This window comes from Streptomyces californicus (assembly GCF_000717645.1).
Taxonomy (GTDB): domain Bacteria; phylum Actinomycetota; class Actinomycetes; order Streptomycetales; family Streptomycetaceae; genus Streptomyces; species Streptomyces californicus.
Genome location: NZ_JNZZ01000010.1, coordinates 118,320 through 137,516, shown reverse-complemented (window position 1 = coordinate 137,516; position 19,197 = coordinate 118,320). Strand labels below are relative to the sequence as shown.

The following is a 19,197-nucleotide window of genomic DNA, read 5'->3' as shown; positions in this document are numbered from 1 at the left end:
CCCATGTCGCTCCCCTGTACGGCCTTGTGGCCTCTTCCGGTCCAGTCGTGGTGCGGCGCTGTTCAGTCGAGCACGGCGACCGCTCGCCACCAGTCCCGCAGCGCCGGCTCCATCCGCACCGCGCTGCGGGTGACCCAGTCGTCGGGTTCGTGATGCTTCCTGCCGTACTCGATGACCTCCAGGACGCCGTCCGCCACCTCCGGCGGGTTGTCCCGGTAGGCGTCGACATACGCCACTACGGCCTGCGGCATCTCTTCCGTCTCGGCGAGGACGTCGGCGAGCACCGCGCAGGAGTTGCACCACAGGGTGAAGTCCGTGCGCGCCAGGAGGGCGGCCTCACCCGCCCCCGCGTGCAGAGCGACCCATGAGATGAACTCGGTGAACCGCCGGACCGCTTCCAGCCGGGGCTCCGAGCGCATCCGGTCCACCGACATCCCCAACGCGGGCGCCAGCCCGGTCACCATGCGCTGACGCGCCTTCATCAACTCGCCCGTGACGAAGGAGAAGAATCCGCCGGGGACCTCGTGCGGGAAACGAGAGACCAGCAGGCCGTAGGCGGTGAACTCCGCCTCCTGCGACTGAAACTCTGCCAGGGCGAAACTGCGCAGATGCTCTTCTTCGATCATCCCCTCCCGAGCCAGCGACAGAAACTCATTGGCACTGAGGTGATCGGGAATATTTATCCCTACACGGTCGATGAACTCGGTGGCAGGCAAGAGGAAGACCCCCTCGATGGGAAGATCGCAGTTGGCAGCAGGGGCGACGTACCGAATCCACAGGCCCGGCCGACATGCACCACATTCTCGGCGCGACCTCCAGACACCCTGCTTGTGCGACCAAGACTTGCCCTCAAGGGCGGATCCGGCAAGCGGATCGGATTCTTCAGGCACCGATCCACTTCTCGCCGGCTCGCTCGAATCCTGTTCCGAATCGGCGGCACAGGTGGCCTGGACTGCAAGAACTCGCCTCCGCCCCGACCCGGCCCTTCGCAGATCAAAGAGGAGCAGAAAAATCTATGGGCGCCCGAATTTCATTCGGCACAGATTTCACACGGGCAACCTCCGTACCGTGTCGAACTACTCCCTCCCCTCCGACGCCTCCAAGGGGCGGATTTGCGGCGTATGACATACAAAGAACTTCGCTCACGCTCCGAGCGTCGTCACTTTCAGGACAATTTCAAGATATCGGGTTCCCTGCTCTTCACATGCAACCATCAGGAGAATTTAACGATCTCTCCCCGGTCAAGTGCCGCGGTGACGTCGCGAGCTGCCCGGTCCGCGAGGACGAGCCGATCGAGAGATATCTGGACGGCATCGAGCCCGATGTCCAGATCAGAAACCCCTCAGACCGTATGCGACATCCGGCGTATCCCTGAGAGCTACCCGGTAAATGACCTTCGGGCCGCCTCAGGCGCTGCTGAGCACGGCGAAGCCCGTGGCCTGTCCGGCTGGGCAGTTCGGTCAGGCCGCGCTGTCGGCGGTACGTAATGACGAGTCCGGTGGCCTCCACCGCGAGGTCGTCGAGCACGAGGGCGCCCGGACCGCCCTGCGGTGGAGGCGGTCCGCGAGCGGCGCGTGCGCCCGAACAGCCCGCGAGCCCCGGACCGACGGCAGTCCGGGGCTCGCGGGCTCATTCATCTGCCGACCGGGGTGAGTGCTCCGTCGAACGAGTGCGGGTGATACCCGGCGCGATGGGCGCCGTGGTTCTCCTGTTCCCTGGAACGTCGGTCTCCCCGCCGGGTCTCCTTCGTGACCTTGATGCGCTCCAACGCGGTGGACGTCGGCGCCAGGACGGCGAACCAGGCGTGGGGCGAGCGCTCAAGGCTGTGGATGACCGGACCGTCGGTACCTGATCCGGTCTACGACGCGTTACACGGATCGGGGGGACCGGTCGATGGTCCGGGCGAGCAGTCCCCCAGCCTGAAGCCGCAGCCCCTCGCGCAACGGCTGCCGTTCGGCGGTCTGCCCGCCCCCTCTGTGGTGTCACCGGGCGGCAAAAAGCACGCGGTGGCCCTCCCGGACAACGCCCTGACCGGAACCGGGCAGTGCGACCGGCTACGCCACCGGGGTGGCGGGCTGACTCAGGCCTTCACGCGTTCGCGGACGCCGCGTACGGGGCGTGGCTGAGCGGGCTGACGAGTTCGGCCAGGGCGCGTTCCAGGTCGTGGAGGTGGGCCAGGGCGGGGTGGGCCGCGGGGGTGCGGTGCGCGGGGGCGGGCGCCGCCGGGACCGTGCCGGGCCGGGGCGAGGTGAGGATCTCGACGGCGGCCTCGACCCGCAGGCAGGCCGCGGTGAGGCGGGCGTCGTGCGAGGCGTCCGGGTCGGCCGCGACCAGGGCGAGGCCGCGGACCTCGCGGGCGCAGTCGTCGAGCAGGGCCAGGACCCTGCGGGCCCGCGCCTTGCGGGCCCGCAGCGGGTTCAGCGGGTGGACCAGGGGCGCGAGGGAGAGCCGTACCCGCCCGAGCAGCACCTCCAGCTCGGCGACGCGCGGCGCGGGGTCGGCGAGCGCCGATCCGGCGAGCCGGTCGGCCGCGTCGGCCGTGCAGGCGTGGACGCACCGCAGCGCCCGCTGGATCCAAGCGTCCGTGACGGCGTGCGTGGTGACGGGGAGGACCACCAGCACGGCGAGCACCGCGCCGAGCGCGCCGACTGCGGTCTCCGCGACGCGCAGCCAGAGCAGTGCGGCGTCCAGGACGCCCAGCGCCCCGTAGAGCATGCCGGCCATGACGGTAACGAAGAACATCATCCAGCTGTACGAGACCGCCGCCGTGTAGAAGATGCCGAAGACGCCGATCGCGACGACGACGGCGGTCGGCACGGCCGCGCCGTCCAGCGGGATGGCCACGGCGAAACCGGAGGCGATGCCGATCACGGTCCCCAGGACGCGCCGGAACCCGCGGACGAGCGTTTCGCCGCGCGAGGTGGTGTTGACGAAGACCCACCAGGTCGCGCCGACCGCCCAGTACCACCGGTGGTCGGACAGCACCTGCCCCATTCCCAGTGCGAAGGCCCCGCCCAGGGTGGCCTGGACGGCCTGCCGGGTGGTGACCCGCAGCCGGCCGCCGATCTCCGGCGGGGCGGGTGGCGCCGGGACGGGGAGCCGCCGCTCGTAGCACCACAGGCCGAAGCGCACGGTGGAGGCGGCCCCCAGGGACAGCGCCACGGCGGTGTACAGCTCGGGCAGCTGGGCGGGGACGGTGTGCAGGAACTGGGCGGCGAAGAACATCATGAAGGCGAAGACGCCCAGCGCGTGCCCGCGCGGCCCCCAGCGGCGGGCGTACACACCCGCCCCCATCACGGCGAGGAAACTCAGGTCGCGGGCGGCCGGCGCGTCGTGCAGCGCGGCGGCGAGGGCGAGGACGGGCAGGCCGGCGGCGGGGAGCAGGGCGGTGGTGACCGCCTGGCCGCGCACCGTCGGATCGGTCACGGTGAAGAGGGCGAGGAGAGCCGCGAGGCCACCGGTGATGGCCGCTTCCAGCGAATGCCCGACGAACCCGCACAGCGCGACCGCGAGGCCGATGCCGATCACGGCGCGGGAGGCGAAGCGCAGCCGTATCCGCCCTGGATCCGGCGCCACGAACACCCTCTTCAGCACGCTTCCACCCCTTCCGCGTCGCCGCAGAACTCGCATGAAAAAGGCGCCGCGGAAGTCCGCAGCGCCATCGACTGCTCCATTGCAGCACCCGCCAGGCCCGTGGATCAAACGGAACGGCGACCTCTGCACCAATGGCACAGCGAAGTCGGGTGAGAGCCGACCACCGGCGTACCAACGGACCATCCGGGATGAGTACGCGTACTCATCCCGGGTCGGCGCGGATGGCAGACGCTTCCGCCATGGACATGCACACGGGTACGCCCGGAACTCCGAACAGGCGCGAGCCGCGCAGCGGTGCGATGAACCTGCTGGTGTTCCTCGCCCTGGTTCCGTTCGACGTCTTCGTGGGCGGCTACGCCTGGCTGGCGGTGGGGATGGAGGGCTGGGCCGCCTCGCACGGCGGGCAGCGCCCCGTCCTGCCGGTGGCGGAGGTGGCGGGATCCGTGGGCCTGCTGGCGGCGGCGGGGCTGGCCGTGTGCTGGGGCCGGTACTGGGGCGCCGCCGTGATCCAGTTCGCCCTGACGGCCGTGCTGATGGTCTGGCTGCTGTCGGCCTACGGATGACACGCGGCGGGAGGGGGTCGCCCCCTCCCGCTGGGTACAGTCGGAACGGCACAGCTCGGCTCGGAAGGAGATCGGCGGATCATGGCGGTGGACGCGCTCGACACCCGGATCCTGCGCCTGCTGATCGAGCAGCCGCGCACCAGCGTCCGGGAGTACGCGCGCATCCTCGGCGTGGCACGCGGCACCCTCCAGGCCCGGCTGGACCGGCTGGAGCGCGACGGCGTGATCACCGGCACCGGCCCGATCCTCTCCCCCGCCGCGCTCGGCCACCCCGTGCTCGCCTTCGTCCACCTGGAGGTCACCCAGGGGCATCTGGTCGAGGTGGGTGACGCGCTGGCCGCCTTGCCCGAGATCATCGAGGCGTTCTCGACGACGGGCGGCGGCGATCTGCTGACCCGCGTGGTCGCCCGGGACAACGGACATCTGGAGGACGTGATCCAGCGGCTGATCCAGTTGCCGGGGGTCGTCAGGACGCGGACCGACGTGGCGCTGCGTGAACGGGTGGCGCACCGGATGCTGCCGCTGGTGGAGTCCGTGGGCCGGTCGGCGTCGCCCACCGGCTGACCGGCGGCCGATGTGCCGGACCGTCAACCGGGTCCGGACAAAAAGCCGTCGGGGCGTGCGGAGCCCGCCGGACAGATATCCTGATCATGTTGTTCGTCTCACCGGCCCAGGGCGTGGCCGGAGTCAGGAGACCCCGGAGGCCGACTGCCGGAGCGGGCCGCCATTCGAGATAGGTGTACAGGTGCTGGTAGCTGGTCGGTACCGATTGGTATCCCCCATCGGTCGTGGCGGCATGGGCGAGGTGTGGCGCGCCACGGACGAGGTCCTGGGCCGTGCCGTGGCCGTGAAGCTGCTGCTGGGTGATCAGGCGGACGCCTCGTCGACCGCCCGCTTCCGGCTGGAGGCGCAGACCGCCGCCCGGCTGAGCCATCCGCATCTGGTGGCCGTGTTCGACTTCGGGGCGTGGGAGGACCGGTTCTTCCTCGTGATGGAGCTGGTCGAGGGGCAGAGCCTCGGAGACCTGCTGGCCGCCCAGGAACGCGTCCACCCCGAGCAGGTCGCCCGGATCGCCGGCCAGGCCGCCGCCGGGCTGGCCGCCGCGCACCGCCAGGGCATCGTCCACCGCGACATCAAGCCGGGCAACCTGATGCTGGACGCGGAGGGTTCGGTCAAGATCGGCGACTTCGGCATCGCCCAGTTCGTCGACGACCCCTCGACCGCGCTGACCACGGCCGGCCACATCGTCGGCACCAGCCTCTACTTGGCCCCCGAGCGGGCGCTGGGCCGCACCGCCGACTCCGCGTCCGACATGTACTCGCTGGGCTGCGTCGTCTACCAACTGCTGCTCGGCGACCCGCCGTTCCGTTCCGACACGGCGACCGCGACGCTGTACCAGCATGTCGACACCCCGCCGGTTCCGCTCCGGCAGCGCGGTGTGGACATCTCCGCCGCCTTCGACGCGTACCTCCTCGGGCTGCTGGCGAAGCAGCCCGAGGAGCGGCCCACCGCGCAGCAGGTCGCCGACTGGTTCCGCACCGACGCCTGGCGCGGCCGGCCGGAGCCCCTTCCGATGCCGTCGCCCGCGTCGCACCGGGCCCCTGCCCCGGTCGCGCCGAAGCCCTCCCCCGCCGGGCCGTCCGCTCCGGCCGGCCCGGCGACGTACCGGCTGCCTGGTCCCACGGGGCGAAGACGGCAGGCCCCGGCCCGGTCGGCGCCGGCCCGCCGTCGCAGCACCCGCGAGGCGATACGGCGGCGCCCCAGGGTGGCGAGCGCCGTCGCGGGGACGGCGACGTTCCTGGCGGCCGTCTATCTGGGGATGATCCTGTTCTCCCCGGACTCCAGCTCCGCCGGTACGCCGGACCAGGTTCCCTCCTCGGGTCCCGCGCAGGACATCGGCGACAGCGAGACCGTCGGCGACGACGGCGACGGGCAGGACGACTGAGCCCCTGCCCGCCTGCCCGCCGATTCCGGTCGATGACCGGCGGCACCGGTCACCAGCGGCCGTGGACCTCCGCGCGGATCGACCGGTCGTACAGCTCGCGGACCGCGTCCAGGGTGGCCTGCGGCAGTGGGGGCAGGGCGGCGGCGGCCGCGTTGGCGCGGGCCTGTTCCACCGAGCGTGCGCCGGGGATCACGCTGGTCACGCCGGGCTGCTGGATGATCCAGCGCAGCGCGGTCTGCGCGGGGGTGGCGCCCTCCGGGGCCAGCTCGGCGAATGCGGCGGCCGCGGCGACGCCGGTGGCGTAGTCGATGCCGGAGAACGTCTCGCCCTGGTCGAACGCCTCGCCGTGCCGGTTGTACGTCCGGTGGTCGTCGGGGCCGAAGACGGTGTCCTCGGTGTACTTCCCGGAGAGCAGTCCGGAGGCGAGCGGCACCCGGGCGATGATGCCGACGCCCGCGGCGGCGGCCGCCGGAAGAACCTCGTCCAGGGGCTTGAGGCGGAACGGGTTGAGGATGATCTGCACGCTCGCGACCCCGGGACGCGCGATGGCGGTCAGCGCCTCGGCGCAGGTCTCCACGCTCACCGCGTAGGCGGCGATCCGCTCCTCGGCGACCAGGGTGTCGAGGGCGTCGTAGACGGCGTCGGAGGAGTAGACGCCGCTGGGCGGGCAGTGCAGTTGTACGAGATCGAGCGTGTCGGTGCCGAGGTTGGCACGGGAACGGTCGTTCCAGGCGCGGAAGTTGTCCAGGGTGTAGTTCTCCGGGACCTGGTCGGCCCGGCGGCCCATCTTGGTGGCCACGAAGACGTCGGCGTCGGGCCGGTTCTCGAGGTAGCGGCCGATGAGCTGTTCGCTGCGGCCGTCCCCGTACACGTCGGCGGTGTCGAAGAAGGTGACACCGGAGTCGACGGCCGCGTCGAGGACGTCGAAAGCGTCGCCCTCCGCGACGTCCCCCCAGTCTCCCCCGAGCTGCCAGGTGCCCTGTCCGACGACCGAGACGTCACGGCCGGTCCTGCCGAGTGTGCGCTGTTCCATGGGGATCATGCTATTTCGCTTCCCGCTCACGCGGGTGGACGGCGGCAGGAGCACCTCTGCCGCCGTCCACGTCTCGGGAGCGCCCGGGGAGCGCGCCGGGCCGGCGGTCAGTCGCCCGTCGTCACCCGGACGTAGTCGATGACCATCTGCTGCGGGAACCGGGTGGAGCCGTCGGGGTCGCCGGGCCAGTAGCCGCCGACCGCGAGGTTGAGGATGAGGAAGAAGGGCTTGTCGAACACCCATGGGTTGCCGTTCAGGTCGGCCGGGGTGCGCCGCTGGAAGACGTTGCCGTCGACGGACCAGGTGATGGAGTCAGGAGCCCAGTCGACCGAGAAGGTGTGGAAGTCGTCGGCGAACGCCTGCCCGCCGGGCAGCGTGTAGGCGGCGCCGATGCCTCCGGAGCCGGAGTATCCGGGGCCGTGCAGCGTGCCGTGGACGGTGCCGGGCTCGAAGCCGACGTTCTCCATGATGTCGATCTCGCCGCTGTCGGGCCAGCCGACATTGCCGAAGTCGTCGCCCAGCATCCAGAACGCGGGCCAGATGCCCTGGCCGCGCGGGATCTTGATGCGGGCCTCGACATGGCCGTAGGCGGCGGCGAACTTGCCGGAGGTGTTGAGCCGGGACGAGGTGTACTCGCAGGTCCCGTACCAGCACGCGTAGTTGCCCGGGTTCTCCTTCCGGGCGGTGATCACCAGGTTGCCCCGGCCGTCGAGGGCCGCGTTGTCGTTGCCCGGGGTGTAGTACTGCCGTTCGTGGTTGCTGACGTTGTCGCCGGTCTCGGTCTGCCACTTGCCGCCGTCCACGGCGGCGCCCGCCGGGCCGTCGAACTGGTCCTCGAAGACGACGGCTCGGGCGCCCGCCCCGGGGGCGGAGGCGTCGGCGGGTGCGGCGGAGGCGCCGCCGGGGAGGGCGGTCAGGATGGCGGAGGCGCAGAGCATCGAGGCCGCGTAGAGCGCGACGCGGCGGCGCCGGGAGACGTTGCGAGCCGTGGAGCGCGTGGGGTGCACGGTCATCACATCACTTCGCGTGGGGGGAGAGGGAAGGCATGTACATGACAGGTATGCGCCGAGAGGTGAACGGTTGGGGCGCTCACCTCAGGCGCATACTTCACTTCTTGATTTAAAGGAGTGCCGGAAGAGCCGTCAATAACCTGGTCCGGACCGGAGATACAACGGCATACCCGATACGCATATGCGGCCGAAGACAAGGCGCGTTCGCCCGGTTCGTACTCCTGCCGGATGCCGTCCGAGCGGAACCCGGGCGGCATCCGGGACGGTCTGCCTCGGCGGCGGCCGGTCAGGCATCCGGTGGCGGCAGGTGTAGAGGACCGTGGCGACGTCCTGCGCCGGAAGCGTGTGGTCGGCCAGCGCCAGGGCGAGCAGGGGCCCGGCGTCCCGTTCCGCCGGGAAGGGGCCGCGCCGGTGCAGGGCGCGCAGACAGGCCAGCGCGGGCCCGGCGAGGAGCAGCGGATCCGTGGCGGCCAGCTCCACCAGGCGTCGGATGTCGGTGCGTTCCGCCCGTTCGCCCAGCAGCTCCACGGCGCGGCGACGCGGAGCGGGCGCCGCGGCCGGATTCTTCGCCACGGACCAGAGCACCGCGGGATGCCCGTGCCGCGCCGCGACGACGAGCGCGGCCGCCACCGACGCGGCCGGATCACCCGAGCGCCTCTTCCCGTTCCCGCCCGGGCCCTCGTACCCGCTCCCGTCCCGGCCCCCGTCTTCCTCCGCCCGCTCCACCACCCGGGTCAGCTCGGCCTGGGCCACGGGCGTCACCGCCGCCCAGGGCTCCGCGAGCGCGTGCAGGGCGCCGGTCACCACGTCGTGGTCGGGCGCGTCCACCAGGTGGAGCAGCCTGCCGCGGACGAACGCCGGTGCGAGCAGCCCCGCGTGCAGCCCGTCGCGGGCCAGCCGCAGCGCCTCGATCCGCAGGACGGGGTCCCCGGTGTCGACCAGCTCGGCCACCAGGCGGTCGGGCCGGTGCGCGTCGGCGGCCCGGCACTCGCGCACGGCACGGTAGAGGAGCTCGCCCACCGGTTCCGTACGGAGGACGGCCGGATCGCCGAGGAGTTCGGCCCGCAGCCACGCGATCCGCACCCGGACGGGCAGGCGGCCCGCGCGCCAGTCGGGGAGCTGGTGAGCCGGGCGGCGTACGGCGATCCGGGCGTGGAGGCGGGCGAGGAGCAACGACTCCTCCGGCGAACTCCCCGGGGAATCCGGCAACAGGCGTGTCAACCTGTCGACCTGTCCGGACTCGCGATCTTCCGTGGCCCCGCCCCCGGGCCCGGGTTCGCCGCGCCGGGGCCCAGGAGCGTTGCCCGGCCCGCTGCCGGGCTCGTCCAGGCGTTCGGCGAGGAGCGTGAGGCCCAGGTGGCGTATCCGGGGCGCGGGGTGCCGCACCATGCGGCCGAGCAGGTCCGAAGGACAGGCGCGGGTGGCCGACAGCCTGGCGAGCAGTGCGGCGTCGGCGCGGTCGAGCGCGGCGTGGAGGGCGGCATCCGGCGGGGTGGTCACCAAGGGAGCGTAGGCGGCCGGTTCCCTCGGTCGCCCGGGGTTTTCCCGGGCCCTGTACCGCCCCGGCCCGTACTGATCGATGATGTCGGCCGGGGCTCCTGTGCCCCGGCAGGTGCACCGGCCGTCGGACGAAAGGCTTGTCATGCGGGAACTGCCCACCACCCCGGGGACGACGGACACGAACACGGATACGCACACGGAGGCGGACCCGCGCGACGTCCCCCGTACCGGCGAGGACGCCCAGGTGATCGTGGTGGGGGCCGGGCCGGCCGGCTCCTCGGCCGCGTACCACCTGGCGCGCGCCGGCGTGGACGTGATCCTTCTGGAGAAGGCCCGCTTCCCCCGGGAGAAGGTGTGCGGCGACGGCCTCACCCCCCGAGCGGTGCACCAGTTGATCCGGATGGGCGTGGACGTCTCCGCGCCGGGCTGGACGCGTTCGCGCGGGATGCGCTGGGTGGCCGGAAAGCACCGGGTGCACATCGAGTGGCCCGCGCTGGGCCGCTATCCGGACTTCGGGCTCTCCCGCAGCCGGCACGACTTCGACGACATCCTGGCCCGGCACGCCGTGGCGGCCGGGGCCCGGCTGTACAGCGGCTGGAAGGCGGAACGGCCGCTGACCGACCGGGCGGGCCGGGTCACGGGGGTCGCCGCGTCCTCCGACTCCCCGGACGTCTCCGGTACGTTCGACTTCCGCGCCCCGGTCGTCGTCGCGGCCGACGGGGCGTCCGCCCGCCTCGCCCTGGCGCTGGGGCTGGAGCGGGACCCCGGGCGGCAGATCGCCACCGCCGCCCGGCGGTACTACCGCAGCCCCGAGCGCTCGCGGGAGGAGTACCTGGAGCTGTGGGCGGACCTCCGCTTCCCGGACGGCGGCCCGTATCTCCCCGGGTACGGCTGGATCTTCCCGATGGGCGACGGCCGGGTCAACGTCGGGCTGGGGGCGCTGCCCCACCGGCGGCACGGCAAGGCGGACCTGCGCGCGACGCTGGACCAGTGGCTGGCCCGCACCCCGCGGGAGTGGGGGCTGCGCGAGGAGAACGCGGAGGGCCCGGTGCGCAGCGCCGCCCTGCCGCTCGGCTTCAACCGCCATCCGCTGTACGCCCGGGGGCTGTTGCTGGTCGGCGACTCCGGCGGGATGGTCAGCCCGTGGAACGGCGAGGGCATCGCGCAGGCGATGGAGGCGGGCGAGGTGGCCGCCGAGAGCGCGGCCCTCGCTCTGGCCCACCCGGAGGGGCCGCGCCGCGAACAGGTGCTGCGCGGCTACCCGGTGGAGATGAACCGCCGCTGGGGCCGCTACTACCGTCTGGGCAACACCGCCGCCGACCTGGTCTTCAGCCGTGCGGGCTTCCAGCCGGTGCTGAACCGGTACGTCATGGGCTCGCCGTTCCTCCTCGATCTGCTGGCCCGGCTGCTCACCGATCTCACGGACAAGCCCTCGCGCGATGTGGCCGACCATGTGCTCAACACGGCGTTCCGCCTGGTCCCGGCGCCCCGCCCCGGCCGTCGGCGGGGCCGTCCCGGAAAGCGGTGAGGGGGTCGGCCCGGGCGCGCCGCCACCGCGCCCGGGCCGCGCTCCGGCTGAAACGCGAAGCGCTGGACGCCGCCGAGGGGGTGCGGCGGGCGATCGCGATCCACGCCGGGCGCCCGGCCGGAGGTACACCGGCGCTACGGCCACTGGTGGGACCGTCTCCCGCACGCCACCGCCCGGCTGAGGCCCGGGGGTTGAGGCCCAAGACGTGTCGGGGATCTCGCGAAGGGCCGCTCTACAGCCCTGTAGATTGAGGGGGCCCGGCCGCTTCCAAGGACGGGCCGTCTCGGCGTCCGCTCCACCCCAGAGAAAGCAGTGACCATGTTCGGGATCGGCGAACTCACCATCCTCCTGCTGGTGATCGTGGCGGTGCTGGCCGTGAAGCGGCTGCCCGAACTCACGCGGTCGGCCGGGAAGGCCGCCCGCATCCTCAAGGCCGAAAAGCGGGCGCTCAAGGACGAGGACGGCGGACCGGACCGGCCGTCCCCCCGGGTGATCCGCGGGGAGACGGCCGAGCGGCCGGGCCAAGACGCCTGAACACCGTGCGATGAGGCGCCCCGGCCGGGTGCCGCGGCCGGGGCCCGCCTACGCGGTCGGCCCGGGAGGGGCCTGCGGGTGCAGCAGCCGGGCGAGCAGGTCGTCCAGGCTGACCAGCCCCGCGAGCCGGCCCTCTCCGTCGCGGACGACGGCGATCGTGGCCCGCCGTTCGCGCAGTTGCTCCACGGCGTGTGCCACGGTCGCGTCAGGAGTCAGCTCCGGGACCGGGCGGGCCAGGGAGCGGGCGAGGACGTCCCGGCCGCCGGCGCGGGCCACGAGCGCGTCCCGGGCGTGCACCGAGCCGAGGACCTCCTCCCCGTCCCGTACGAGCAGGCGGGTGCGGTCGGCGTCCGCCGCGGTGGCCAGGATGCTGTCGAGTCCGGCGTCCGCCGGGACCGTCACGATCCGCTCCACGGGGATCCGGAGCGCGGAGACCGGGGTCGCCGGTTCGGTCAGCGACCTCGTCATCAGCCCTGAGTCGCCCTTGCTGATCAGTCCGAGGCGTGCGGACTCCTCGATCAGGTGGGTGAGCTGGTCGCGGTTGTGCACCGAGGTGAGCTCGTCGCGCGGGGTGACCCGGCAGAGCCGTACGAGGGAGTTGCTCACCGCGTTCAGCACGCGGATCAGCGGGCGTACGGCGCGCACGAGGGCCCGGAAGGCCGGGCTCAGCAGCATCGCCGAACGTTCCGGATGGGCGATGGCCCAGGACTTCGGGGCCATCTCGCCGACCACCATGTGCAGGAAGACCACGACGATCATCGCCAGCGCGAACGCGACGCCGTAGCTGACGGCCGCGGGCAGCCCGAGCCGCTCCAGCAGCGGGTCCAGTTCGTGCGAGATGGCGGGCTTGGACACGGAACCCAGGCCCAGGGTGCAGACGGTGATGCCGAGCTGCGCCCCCGCGAGCATCAACGACAGCTCGCGCATCCCGGCGAGCGCCGCCTTGGCCCCGCGCTGCCCGCGGGCGGCCGCCTGTTCCATCCGGTGGCGCTTGGAGGCGACCAGGGCGAATTCGGCGGCGACGAAGAAGCCGCTCCCGATGAGGAGCAGGACGGTGACGAAGAGCGCCATGGGGAAGCTCATGCCTGCGGCTCCTGTCCGGTGCGACCGGTCCGGTCGGTGTGCTCGGTCGGCCCCGCGTGCCCGGGACCACCGGTGCGCTCGGGGCTGTCGGTGTGTTCGGCACGACTGGTGCGTTCGGGGCGGTCGGTGTGTTCGACGCGTACGTACTCGGCGACGTGCCGGTCCAGGGAGCGGACTTCCATACCGACCCCGTCCACGGTGAGCCGGTCGCCCACGGTGGGGAAGCGGCCGAGCCGGTCGATGATCAGTCCGGCCAGCGTGTCGTAGTCGTCGCTCTCCTGGGGCAGGTGGACGCCCGTGGCCTCCTCGATCTCGTCGAGGCGGCGGCCCGCGTCCACGATCCAGCCGGAGCCGTCGGCCACCGCGGTCTCGACGACGGTGTCCGACTCGTCGGCGATGTCGCCGACGAGCTCCTCGGCGATGTCCTCGTAGGTGACGATCCCGGCGAGACCGCCGTGCTCGTCCAGGACGACGGCGAACTCGTCGTCGCGCTCCCGCATCTGCGCGACAGCGGCCGGAAGCTTGAGCAGTTCGGGCAGCAGCAGGGGGCGGCGGGCCAGGGAGCCCACGGTGGTGCTCCCGATGTCGGCGGCGGGCAGCCGCATCAGCTCCCGTACGCCGAGGACGCCGGCGGGGTCGTCGGGGTGGTCGCCGAGCACCGGGTAGGTGGAGTGGCCGTGGCGGGCGATCAGTGCGACGGCCTCGGTGGCGAGGGCGTCCCGGCGGACGAACGTGACGTCGGCGCGCGGCACCATCACCTCGCCCAGGGTCCGCTCGGAGAACTCCAGCGCGTGGTCCATGAGTTCTGCCGTCGCGGCCGGGAGTTCACCCTGCTCGTGGGACTCCCCGACCAGGTGGCCCAGCTCCTCCAGGGTCGCGCCGTGGTGCAGCTCCTCGACCGGTTCGATGCCGATGCGGCGCAGCAGCCGGTTGGCGGCGCTGTCGAAGACGTGGACGACGGGGCCGACGATCCGCAGGTAGACCAGGGTGGAGGCGGCCAGCGACTTCGCCATGGACTCGGGCACGGCGAGGGCCAGGTTCTTGGGGGCGAGTTCGCCGAGCACCATCTGGATGACGGTCGCCAGCACGAAGGAGAGCACCACGGAGATGCCCGAGATAGCGCCGTCGGGGAGTCCCGTGGCGTTCAGGGCGGGCCGCAGGAGGGTCGAGACGGACGGTTCGGCGAGGAAGCCGACGACGAGCCCGGTGACGGTGATGCCGAGCTGCGCGCCGGACAGCATGAAGGAGAGGCGCTCCAGTACGTTCACGGCGCGGGCGGCCCGCTTGTCGCCGGCGGCCGCCTCCCGGGCGAGGGTGAGCCGGTCGGCGGAGACGTACGCGAACTCCTGGGCCACGAAGTAGCCGGTCCCGGCGGTGAGGACGAACACCGCCAGCAGCCCGAGCAGGGCGGAGGTCATCGTTCACCCGCCCCGCGCGGGGCCCGCACCGGGGCCGGGGTTCGATGGCGGTGAGGATGTCGGCAGGGCCCCGAAGGGCACGGACTGACGGACAACGCGTGGCTCCTGTCCGGCTGGGTTCTCCAGCCATGGGTTCGATTCTGCATGCCGGACGGGCGGAGAACGGGTGTCCGCTCCGGGCGGGGAGGCGCGTGTCCGGCCGACGGGCCCGGTGGGTTCCTCCCCGCCGGGCGGCCGTCGGGCGCCGTGTCCCGGTGTCCGGCCCGTCGCGGCTGCCGTCATCGCGGCGTGCCGGAGCGGCCCGCCGTGCCCGGCCGTCCGTGCCCACGCCGTCCTCCGCGCTCCGCGCCCCGGCCCCGCGCCGTGGCGGCGGGGGCTCCGCACTCTGCGGCTGATGAACTCTACAGCCCTGTAGACAGGCGGGGTTCGACGCGGTGCGCACCGAAGAAGAAGGAGGCGGACGTCGCGACCTACAGCGGCGTCGCGGCCCACAGCGGCGTCGCGGCTCACAGCGGCGTCGCGGCCTACAGCGGGGTCGCCGCCTCCAGGACGAGGAACAGGGCGACGGCCGCGTTCAGCGCGGACAGCGCCGAGACGGTCGTCCCGGCCGCGGCGACGAACGCGGCCGCGCCGGCCGGGGTGAGGGCCGGGGGCCAGCCCCGGTCCGGCGGCACCGGGCCCAGGAGGGCCGCCACCCTGCGCGGCACCGGTCCCGCCGCCGCGAAGGAGGCGAAGGCCGGGCCGCCGGGTACCGGGCGGGCGACCAGTGCCGCCTTGCCGACCGCGCGGGCGGTGAGCCGTCGGTCGCCGGTGACCCGGGCGGCCTCCTCGTCGGCCCAGCGTTCGGTGCTGTAGACGAGGGCCGCGAGCAGCGGCCACAGCAGGGGGTTGACGCAGCCGGCCAGCCGGGTCGCGAGCAGCAGCCGGTGGTGACGTCCGGCCAGGTGCGCCCGCTCGTGGGCGAACAGCGCCCGGTGCTCGGCCGGTTCGAGGGAGGCGAGCATGGCCGTGGAGACCATCACCCGCCCGGGGGAGCCGGGCAGGGCGTAGGCGTACGGGACGTCGTCGGGCAGGACGGCGACGTCGCCGTCGCCGCGCAGACCCGCGAGCGCGCGGTGGGCGCGGGCCCGGAAGCGGTAGTGGCGGTGGACGGTGTACCCGCAGGCGGCCGCGACGACGACGAGCGCGACGATGGACGCCTTGCCCGCGAACGCGTCGTGCGGCACGGCCTCGCGGACCTCGTCGTCGGACCAGCCGTCGGGCAGCGGGTTGCCGGGCAGTTGGGCCGTGCCCACGACCACCAGCAGTCCGAGGCAGACCAGGCTGCAGGTGGCGAGGATCACGGCGACGGTGGTCAGCAGCCGGGCGGCTCTGCGGGGATGCAGATGCTGCTCCGCCAGGCGCGCGATGGGCAGCGCGGTCAGGGGCAGTACGAGCGGCAGGTAGACGAAGACGCCCATCGTCAGCGCTCCGGCCGGTCCGGGGTGGTGCCGGGGGCGTCGGGGCCGCTCTCGGCGAGAAGGGTCCGCAGCAGCTCCTCGTCGTGCGAGGAGAGAACGGAGACGAAGCTGGAGAGCACCGCGTCCCGGTCGCTCTGCTTGTCGAGGAGGCGGCGCATCCGCAGGGCGGCGAGCCCGGCCTCGTTCGCCACGGGCTCCCACAGCACGGGGCGGCCCCTCCCGGTGCGCGAGACGGCCTGTTTGGCGTGCAGCCGCGTCAGGATGGTGATGACGGTGCTGTACGAGAGGCCGGCGTCGAGCCGCTCCAGCACCCAGGCGGCGGTCACCGGTTCGCTCGCCCCGCCCAGCACCGACAGCACCCGGGCCTCCAACTCGCCCTGGCCGCGCCTGCGGGCAGGCGTCTCCCCCTCGCCACCGACTCCCTCGGCGTCCACGGCACGGCCCCTTTCTCCGTTCGGCCGCCCGGCCGCGGCGTCACGCCGACCGGGCATCGGCGCATCGTATCCAGCCGCCGGAGCCGAGGGCGACCGGCCGGCGCGAACGGCACACCCGGCCGCGCCCGCCCGGGCCGTCCGCGGACCGCACCGGCCCTCTCCGCCCGGTGTCCGCGCGCTCGCCTCCTGGCACCGCAAATCTACAGTGCTGTAGATTTTCCCCACGGCCGCGGCTCGCGGTCGCGCCGTCACCCGGGTCGTGGCCGCGACCGCGTGAACACCCGTCATCGCATGTCATCGCACGTCGTCGCACAAGGGAGAAGATCATGGGCGTGAGCCTCGCCAAGGGCGGGAACGTCTCGCTGAGCAAGGAGGCCCCCGGCCTGACCGCGGTCCTCGTCGGTCTCGGCTGGGACGTCCGCACCACCACCGGCGCCGACTACGACCTCGACGCGAGCGCGCTGCTCTGCGACGAGGCGGGCAAGGTCCGGTCCAACCAGCACTTCGTCTTCTACAACAACCTCAAGAGCCCCGACGGTTCGGTCGAGCACACCGGCGACAACCTCACCGGCGAGGGCGACGGCGACGACGAGACCGTCAAGGTCGACCTGGCCGCGGTCCCCGCCGACGTGGCGAAGATCGTGTTCCCGGTCTCGATCCACGAGGCGGAGGGGCGGGGCCAGAGCTTCGGCCAGGTGCGCAACGCGTACATCCGCGTGGTCAACCAGGCGGGCGGCGCGGAGATCGCCCGCTACGACCTCAGCGAGGACGCCTCGACCGAAACGGCGATGGTCTTCGGCGAGCTGTACCGGCACGGCGCGGAGTGGAAGTTCCGCGCGGTCGGGCAGGGTTACGCATCCGGGCTGAGCGGCATCGTCGCCGACTTCGGCGTCAGCCTCTGAGCCGCGCGCCCCACCGACACCACCCCAGGCACCCAGGCAGCACCCAGCCACCGAAGGCGGAACGATGACGATCAACCTCACCAAGGGCCAGCAGGTCAGCCTCACCAAGTCCGGCGGCGGCGAGCTCGACGTCGTACGGATGGGGCTCGGCTGGAAGTCCGCTCCCCGCAAGGGGTTCCTGGCCCGGCTGACCGCCCGGGAGATCGACCTGGACGCCTCGGCGGTGCTCTTCGCGGGGCGCGACCCGCAGGACGTGGTCTTCTTCCAGCACCTGATCAGCGACGACGGCTCGGTCCGGCACACCGGGGACAACCGGGTGGGCGGCGCGGGAGAGGGCGGCGACGACGAGTCCATCGTCGTCGACCTGCGGCGCGTGCCGGCCCATGTCGACCAGATCGTCTTCACGGTGAACTCGTTCACCGGCCAGACCTTCGAGGAGGTCGAGGCCGCCTTCTGCCGGCTGGTCGACGAGACCACCGGCCAGGAGCTGGCCCGCTACACCCTGACCGGCGGCGGGCGGAACACCGCCCAGATCATGGCCAAGGTCCAGCGGACCGGTTCGGGCTGGCAGATGGCCGCGATCGGCGCGGCGGCGGACGGGCGGACCTTCCAGGACCTCATGCCCGCGATCGCGCCGCACCTCTGACGGTCACCCGGCTCCCGGTGGGGTCGCGCACGCTCCACGTGCGCGACCCCGCGCCGTCGTACACGAACGACCACCGCCCCACTTGACCGAGGACACCAGCATGGGCAGACCCTTCCGGCTCGGGGACGAGGACAGACCGGACTACGCGAGCGCTCTCGACGAGGTGATCGCCTCCCCTCAGATCCAGCGCCTGCTGGAGCGTTCGGGCGTCCCCGGCGACCGGTTGCGCGTCCGGGGCCTGGCGGCCGTCGCCCGGGTCGCGCACGCGGCCGACGTGGAGTACCGGCGGTACACGGCCCTGCGCCGGCAGGCGCGCGGCGGATCGCGGGCGGCCGGGGCCTCACCGCTCTCCGGGCCGGGCGACCAGGAGCGGCCGGGGGCCGGGGTGCTCGCGGTCCTCGGGGTGCTGACGCCGGTGCTCGCCGCGGTGGCCGCCGCGACCTTCCTGGTCCTCGGGTACGGGCTGCGGCTCGCCGAGGCCCTGCCCGCCCTGGCGGACACCCTCGTGGGCGTCGGGTGGCTGAGCCTGGGGATCGCGGCGGCCACGGCTCTGGTCAGCGTGGCCGCCCTCTACCGGACGGCGGCGAGGCAGGCGGCGGCCGACGCGGTTCCGGACCTCCCCGACGCCTCCCTCTCCCCCGCTCTCGACCGGGCCCGGGAGGTGTGGCTCGGGGCGCTGCGCGACCGGGGCATCCGGCCGTTCCTGCTCCAGGAGCTGGCCGGGGCGGCGTCGCCCGCGCCGGACGCGGGCGACGCCGGCGGGTCCCGGTTCAGCTCACCGGCGTTCGCGGGGCCGGACTTCTCCGGGCCGGGGTTCGAGGGCTCCGGGACCGCTCCCCGGCCGCCCGCACCAGGGCGGCCATGACCCGGGTGTCCTCGCCCATCTCCGGATGCCACTGGACGCCGAGCACCAGGCTCGCGCGGCCGGGCAGTTCCACGGCCTCCACCGTCCCGTCCGGGGCGTGGGCGGAGGCCACCAGGCCGCCGCCGAGGCGGTCGACGGCCTGGTGGTGGTAGGCGGGCACCATGGCGGTCTCCGGTACGGCGTCCGCGTACGCGGTGCCGGGCACCGGGACCACCGGATGGCTGCCGAAGACGCCGAGACCGCCGGTGTGGTCCTCCAGGTGCTGGACGAGGGTGCCGCCGAGGGCGACGTTCAGCAGCTGCATGCCCCGGCAGATGCCGAGCAGAGGGACCTCCTGCTCGACGGCCGCCCTGATCAACGCCAGTTCCCAGGCGTCGCGTTCACGGGCCGGCGGGCCGGTGCGGGGGTCGGCGACCGCCCCGTACCTGGCCGGTTCCACATCCGCTCCCCCGGCGATCACCAGGCCGTCCAGGGCGGCGACGGTGTCCCGGGCCGCGTCCTCGGCGTCGTCGGGCGGCAGCAGCACCGCCAGTCCGCCCGCCGCGCGCACGAGGCGGGGGTAGCCGGCGGGCAGCAGCACCGCCGGCATCTCCCACACCCCCCAGCGGGCCTGGTCCTGGTAGGTGCTGATGCCGATGACGGGCCGGGACATGGAACGGGCTCCTCGGGTGGATCGTGGACC

At 73.1% G+C, this 19,197-nt stretch carries 18 protein-coding genes; 8 read left to right on the top strand and 10 right to left on the bottom strand.

Translation table 11 applies throughout. The annotated features are described in order from the left end of the window. Positions 1 to 62: 62 nt before the first annotated feature. Together IF19_RS0115495 and IF19_RS0115485 are read right to left on the bottom strand one after the other, a co-directional pair. The gene (locus IF19_RS0115495; protein WP_030112397.1) at positions 63 to 626 is read right to left on the bottom strand and encodes a hypothetical protein; all 564 of its coding nucleotides are present in this window, start codon (positions 624 to 626) and stop codon (positions 63 to 65) included. Between the two features lie 1,462 nt (positions 627 to 2,088). Further along, a complete protein-coding gene (locus tag IF19_RS0115485) occupies positions 2,089 to 3,594 on the bottom strand; it encodes an FUSC family protein (RefSeq protein ID WP_030112395.1) in 1,506 nt (501 codons plus the stop codon). 239 nt (positions 3,595 to 3,833) lie between these two features. On the opposite strand from IF19_RS0115485, the gene IF19_RS0115480 reads away from it, so the two are divergent. From IF19_RS0115480 to IF19_RS0115470, 3 genes are all read left to right on the top strand, one after another. Further along, complete coding sequence (locus IF19_RS0115480; RefSeq protein WP_030112394.1) at positions 3,834 to 4,157, top strand: hypothetical protein; 324 nt, start codon at positions 3,834 to 3,836, stop codon at positions 4,155 to 4,157. Between the two features lie 81 nt (positions 4,158 to 4,238). Further along, positions 4,239 to 4,721, top strand: coding sequence for an Lrp/AsnC family transcriptional regulator (locus tag IF19_RS0115475; RefSeq protein WP_030112393.1), 483 nt, complete (start codon positions 4,239 to 4,241; stop codon positions 4,719 to 4,721). A 181-nt stretch (positions 4,722 to 4,902) separates the two neighbouring features. Beyond that, positions 4,903 to 6,102 (top strand): serine/threonine-protein kinase, encoded by a 1,200-nt coding sequence (locus IF19_RS0115470; protein WP_078580629.1) that lies wholly within the window; start codon positions 4,903 to 4,905, stop codon positions 6,100 to 6,102. A 49-nt stretch (positions 6,103 to 6,151) separates the two neighbouring features. Here the strand turns inward: IF19_RS0115470 and IF19_RS0115465 are convergent, their stop codons facing one another. From IF19_RS0115465 to IF19_RS0115455, 3 genes are all read right to left on the bottom strand, one after another. Continuing rightward, positions 6,152 to 7,144, bottom strand: coding sequence for an aldo/keto reductase (locus IF19_RS0115465; RefSeq protein ID WP_030112391.1), 993 nt, complete (start codon positions 7,142 to 7,144; stop codon positions 6,152 to 6,154). A 98-nt stretch (positions 7,145 to 7,242) separates the two neighbouring features. Continuing rightward, the gene (locus IF19_RS0115460) at positions 7,243 to 8,148 is read right to left on the bottom strand and encodes a glycoside hydrolase family 16 protein (protein ID WP_030121040.1); all 906 of its coding nucleotides are present in this window, start codon (positions 8,146 to 8,148) and stop codon (positions 7,243 to 7,245) included. Positions 8,149 to 8,277: 129 nt separating this feature from the next. Next, positions 8,278 to 9,645 carry a hypothetical protein gene (locus IF19_RS0115455; RefSeq protein WP_030112388.1) on the bottom strand — a complete coding sequence of 456 codons (1,368 nt, stop codon included), beginning with the start codon at positions 9,643 to 9,645 and terminating at the stop codon, positions 8,278 to 8,280. A 142-nt stretch (positions 9,646 to 9,787) separates the two neighbouring features. Here IF19_RS0115455 and IF19_RS0115450 point away from each other — a divergent pair, with 142 nt between their 5' ends. Continuing rightward, a complete protein-coding gene (locus IF19_RS0115450) occupies positions 9,788 to 11,173 on the top strand; it encodes a geranylgeranyl reductase family protein (protein WP_030112387.1) in 1,386 nt (461 codons plus the stop codon). Between the two features lie 318 nt (positions 11,174 to 11,491). Further along, positions 11,492 to 11,707 (top strand): twin-arginine translocase TatA/TatE family subunit, encoded by a 216-nt coding sequence (locus tag IF19_RS0115445; RefSeq protein WP_030112386.1) that lies wholly within the window; start codon positions 11,492 to 11,494, stop codon positions 11,705 to 11,707. 48 nt (positions 11,708 to 11,755) lie between these two features. Here IF19_RS0115445 and IF19_RS0115440 read toward each other — a convergent pair whose 3' ends face one another. The 4 genes from IF19_RS0115440 to IF19_RS0115425 form a co-directional block, all read right to left on the bottom strand. Further along, a complete protein-coding gene (locus IF19_RS0115440; RefSeq protein WP_030112385.1) occupies positions 11,756 to 12,790 on the bottom strand; it encodes a hemolysin family protein in 1,035 nt (344 codons plus the stop codon). Beyond that, positions 12,787 to 14,208, bottom strand: coding sequence for a hemolysin family protein (locus tag IF19_RS0115435; protein WP_030112384.1), 1,422 nt, complete (start codon positions 14,206 to 14,208; stop codon positions 12,787 to 12,789). Before IF19_RS0115435 ends, IF19_RS0115440 begins: the two co-directional genes overlap by 4 nt. A 524-nt stretch (positions 14,209 to 14,732) precedes the next feature. Then, positions 14,733 to 15,668, bottom strand: coding sequence for a M56 family metallopeptidase (locus IF19_RS0115430; RefSeq protein WP_030112383.1), 936 nt, complete (start codon positions 15,666 to 15,668; stop codon positions 14,733 to 14,735). Between the two features lie 2 nt (positions 15,669 to 15,670). After that, a complete protein-coding gene (locus IF19_RS0115425) occupies positions 15,671 to 16,102 on the bottom strand; it encodes a BlaI/MecI/CopY family transcriptional regulator (protein WP_030112382.1) in 432 nt (143 codons plus the stop codon). A gap of 326 nt (positions 16,103 to 16,428) precedes the next feature. On the opposite strand from IF19_RS0115425, the gene IF19_RS0115420 reads away from it, so the two are divergent. The 3 genes from IF19_RS0115420 to IF19_RS0115410 all read left to right on the top strand — a co-directional run bounded on the left by IF19_RS0115420 (position 16,429) and on the right by IF19_RS0115410 (position 18,515). Then, positions 16,429 to 17,004, top strand: a complete 576-nt coding sequence (locus tag IF19_RS0115420; protein WP_030112381.1) for a TerD family protein — start codon at positions 16,429 to 16,431, stop codon at positions 17,002 to 17,004. A gap of 64 nt (positions 17,005 to 17,068) precedes the next feature. Then, positions 17,069 to 17,650, top strand: a complete 582-nt coding sequence (locus IF19_RS0115415) for a TerD family protein (protein ID WP_030112380.1) — start codon at positions 17,069 to 17,071, stop codon at positions 17,648 to 17,650. 100 nt (positions 17,651 to 17,750) lie between these two features. Further along, positions 17,751 to 18,515, top strand: coding sequence for a hypothetical protein (locus IF19_RS0115410; RefSeq protein ID WP_030112379.1), 765 nt, complete (start codon positions 17,751 to 17,753; stop codon positions 18,513 to 18,515). Here IF19_RS0115410 and IF19_RS0115405 read toward each other — a convergent pair. Then, a complete protein-coding gene (locus tag IF19_RS0115405) occupies positions 18,421 to 19,167 on the bottom strand; it encodes a gamma-glutamyl-gamma-aminobutyrate hydrolase family protein (RefSeq protein ID WP_030112378.1) in 747 nt (248 codons plus the stop codon). The two genes, IF19_RS0115410 and IF19_RS0115405, sit on opposite strands and share 95 nt — an antisense overlap. Positions 19,168 to 19,197 lie beyond the last annotated feature (30 nt).

Excerpts from the sequence above, each read along its gene's own strand:
- IF19_RS0115465 (WP_030112391.1), bottom strand. The coding sequence starts at position 7,144 with ATGATCCCCATGGAACAGCGCACACTCGGCAGGACCGGCCGTGACGTC.
- IF19_RS0115405 (WP_030112378.1), bottom strand. The coding sequence starts at position 19,167 with ATGTCCCGGCCCGTCATCGGCATCAGCACCTACCAGGACCAGGCCCGC.
- IF19_RS0115410 (WP_030112379.1), top strand. The coding sequence starts at position 17,751 with ATGGGCAGACCCTTCCGGCTCGGGGACGAGGACAGACCGGACTACGCG.
- IF19_RS0115460 (WP_030121040.1), bottom strand. The coding sequence starts at position 8,148 with ATGACCGTGCACCCCACGCGCTCCACGGCTCGCAACGTCTCCCGGCGC.
- IF19_RS0115415 (WP_030112380.1), top strand. The coding sequence starts at position 17,069 with ATGACGATCAACCTCACCAAGGGCCAGCAGGTCAGCCTCACCAAGTCC.
- IF19_RS0115475 (WP_030112393.1), top strand. The coding sequence starts at position 4,239 with ATGGCGGTGGACGCGCTCGACACCCGGATCCTGCGCCTGCTGATCGAG.
- IF19_RS0115445 (WP_030112386.1), top strand. The coding sequence starts at position 11,492 with ATGTTCGGGATCGGCGAACTCACCATCCTCCTGCTGGTGATCGTGGCG.
- IF19_RS0115480 (WP_030112394.1), top strand. The coding sequence starts at position 3,834 with ATGGACATGCACACGGGTACGCCCGGAACTCCGAACAGGCGCGAGCCG.
- IF19_RS0115450 (WP_030112387.1), top strand. The coding sequence starts at position 9,788 with ATGCGGGAACTGCCCACCACCCCGGGGACGACGGACACGAACACGGAT.
- IF19_RS0115420 (WP_030112381.1), top strand. The coding sequence starts at position 16,429 with ATGGGCGTGAGCCTCGCCAAGGGCGGGAACGTCTCGCTGAGCAAGGAG.
- IF19_RS0115440 (WP_030112385.1), bottom strand. The coding sequence starts at position 12,790 with ATGAGCTTCCCCATGGCGCTCTTCGTCACCGTCCTGCTCCTCATCGGG.
- IF19_RS0115435 (WP_030112384.1), bottom strand. The coding sequence starts at position 14,208 with ATGACCTCCGCCCTGCTCGGGCTGCTGGCGGTGTTCGTCCTCACCGCC.
- IF19_RS0115430 (WP_030112383.1), bottom strand. The coding sequence starts at position 15,668 with ATGGGCGTCTTCGTCTACCTGCCGCTCGTACTGCCCCTGACCGCGCTG.
- IF19_RS0115495 (WP_030112397.1), bottom strand. The coding sequence starts at position 626 with ATGATCGAAGAAGAGCATCTGCGCAGTTTCGCCCTGGCAGAGTTTCAG.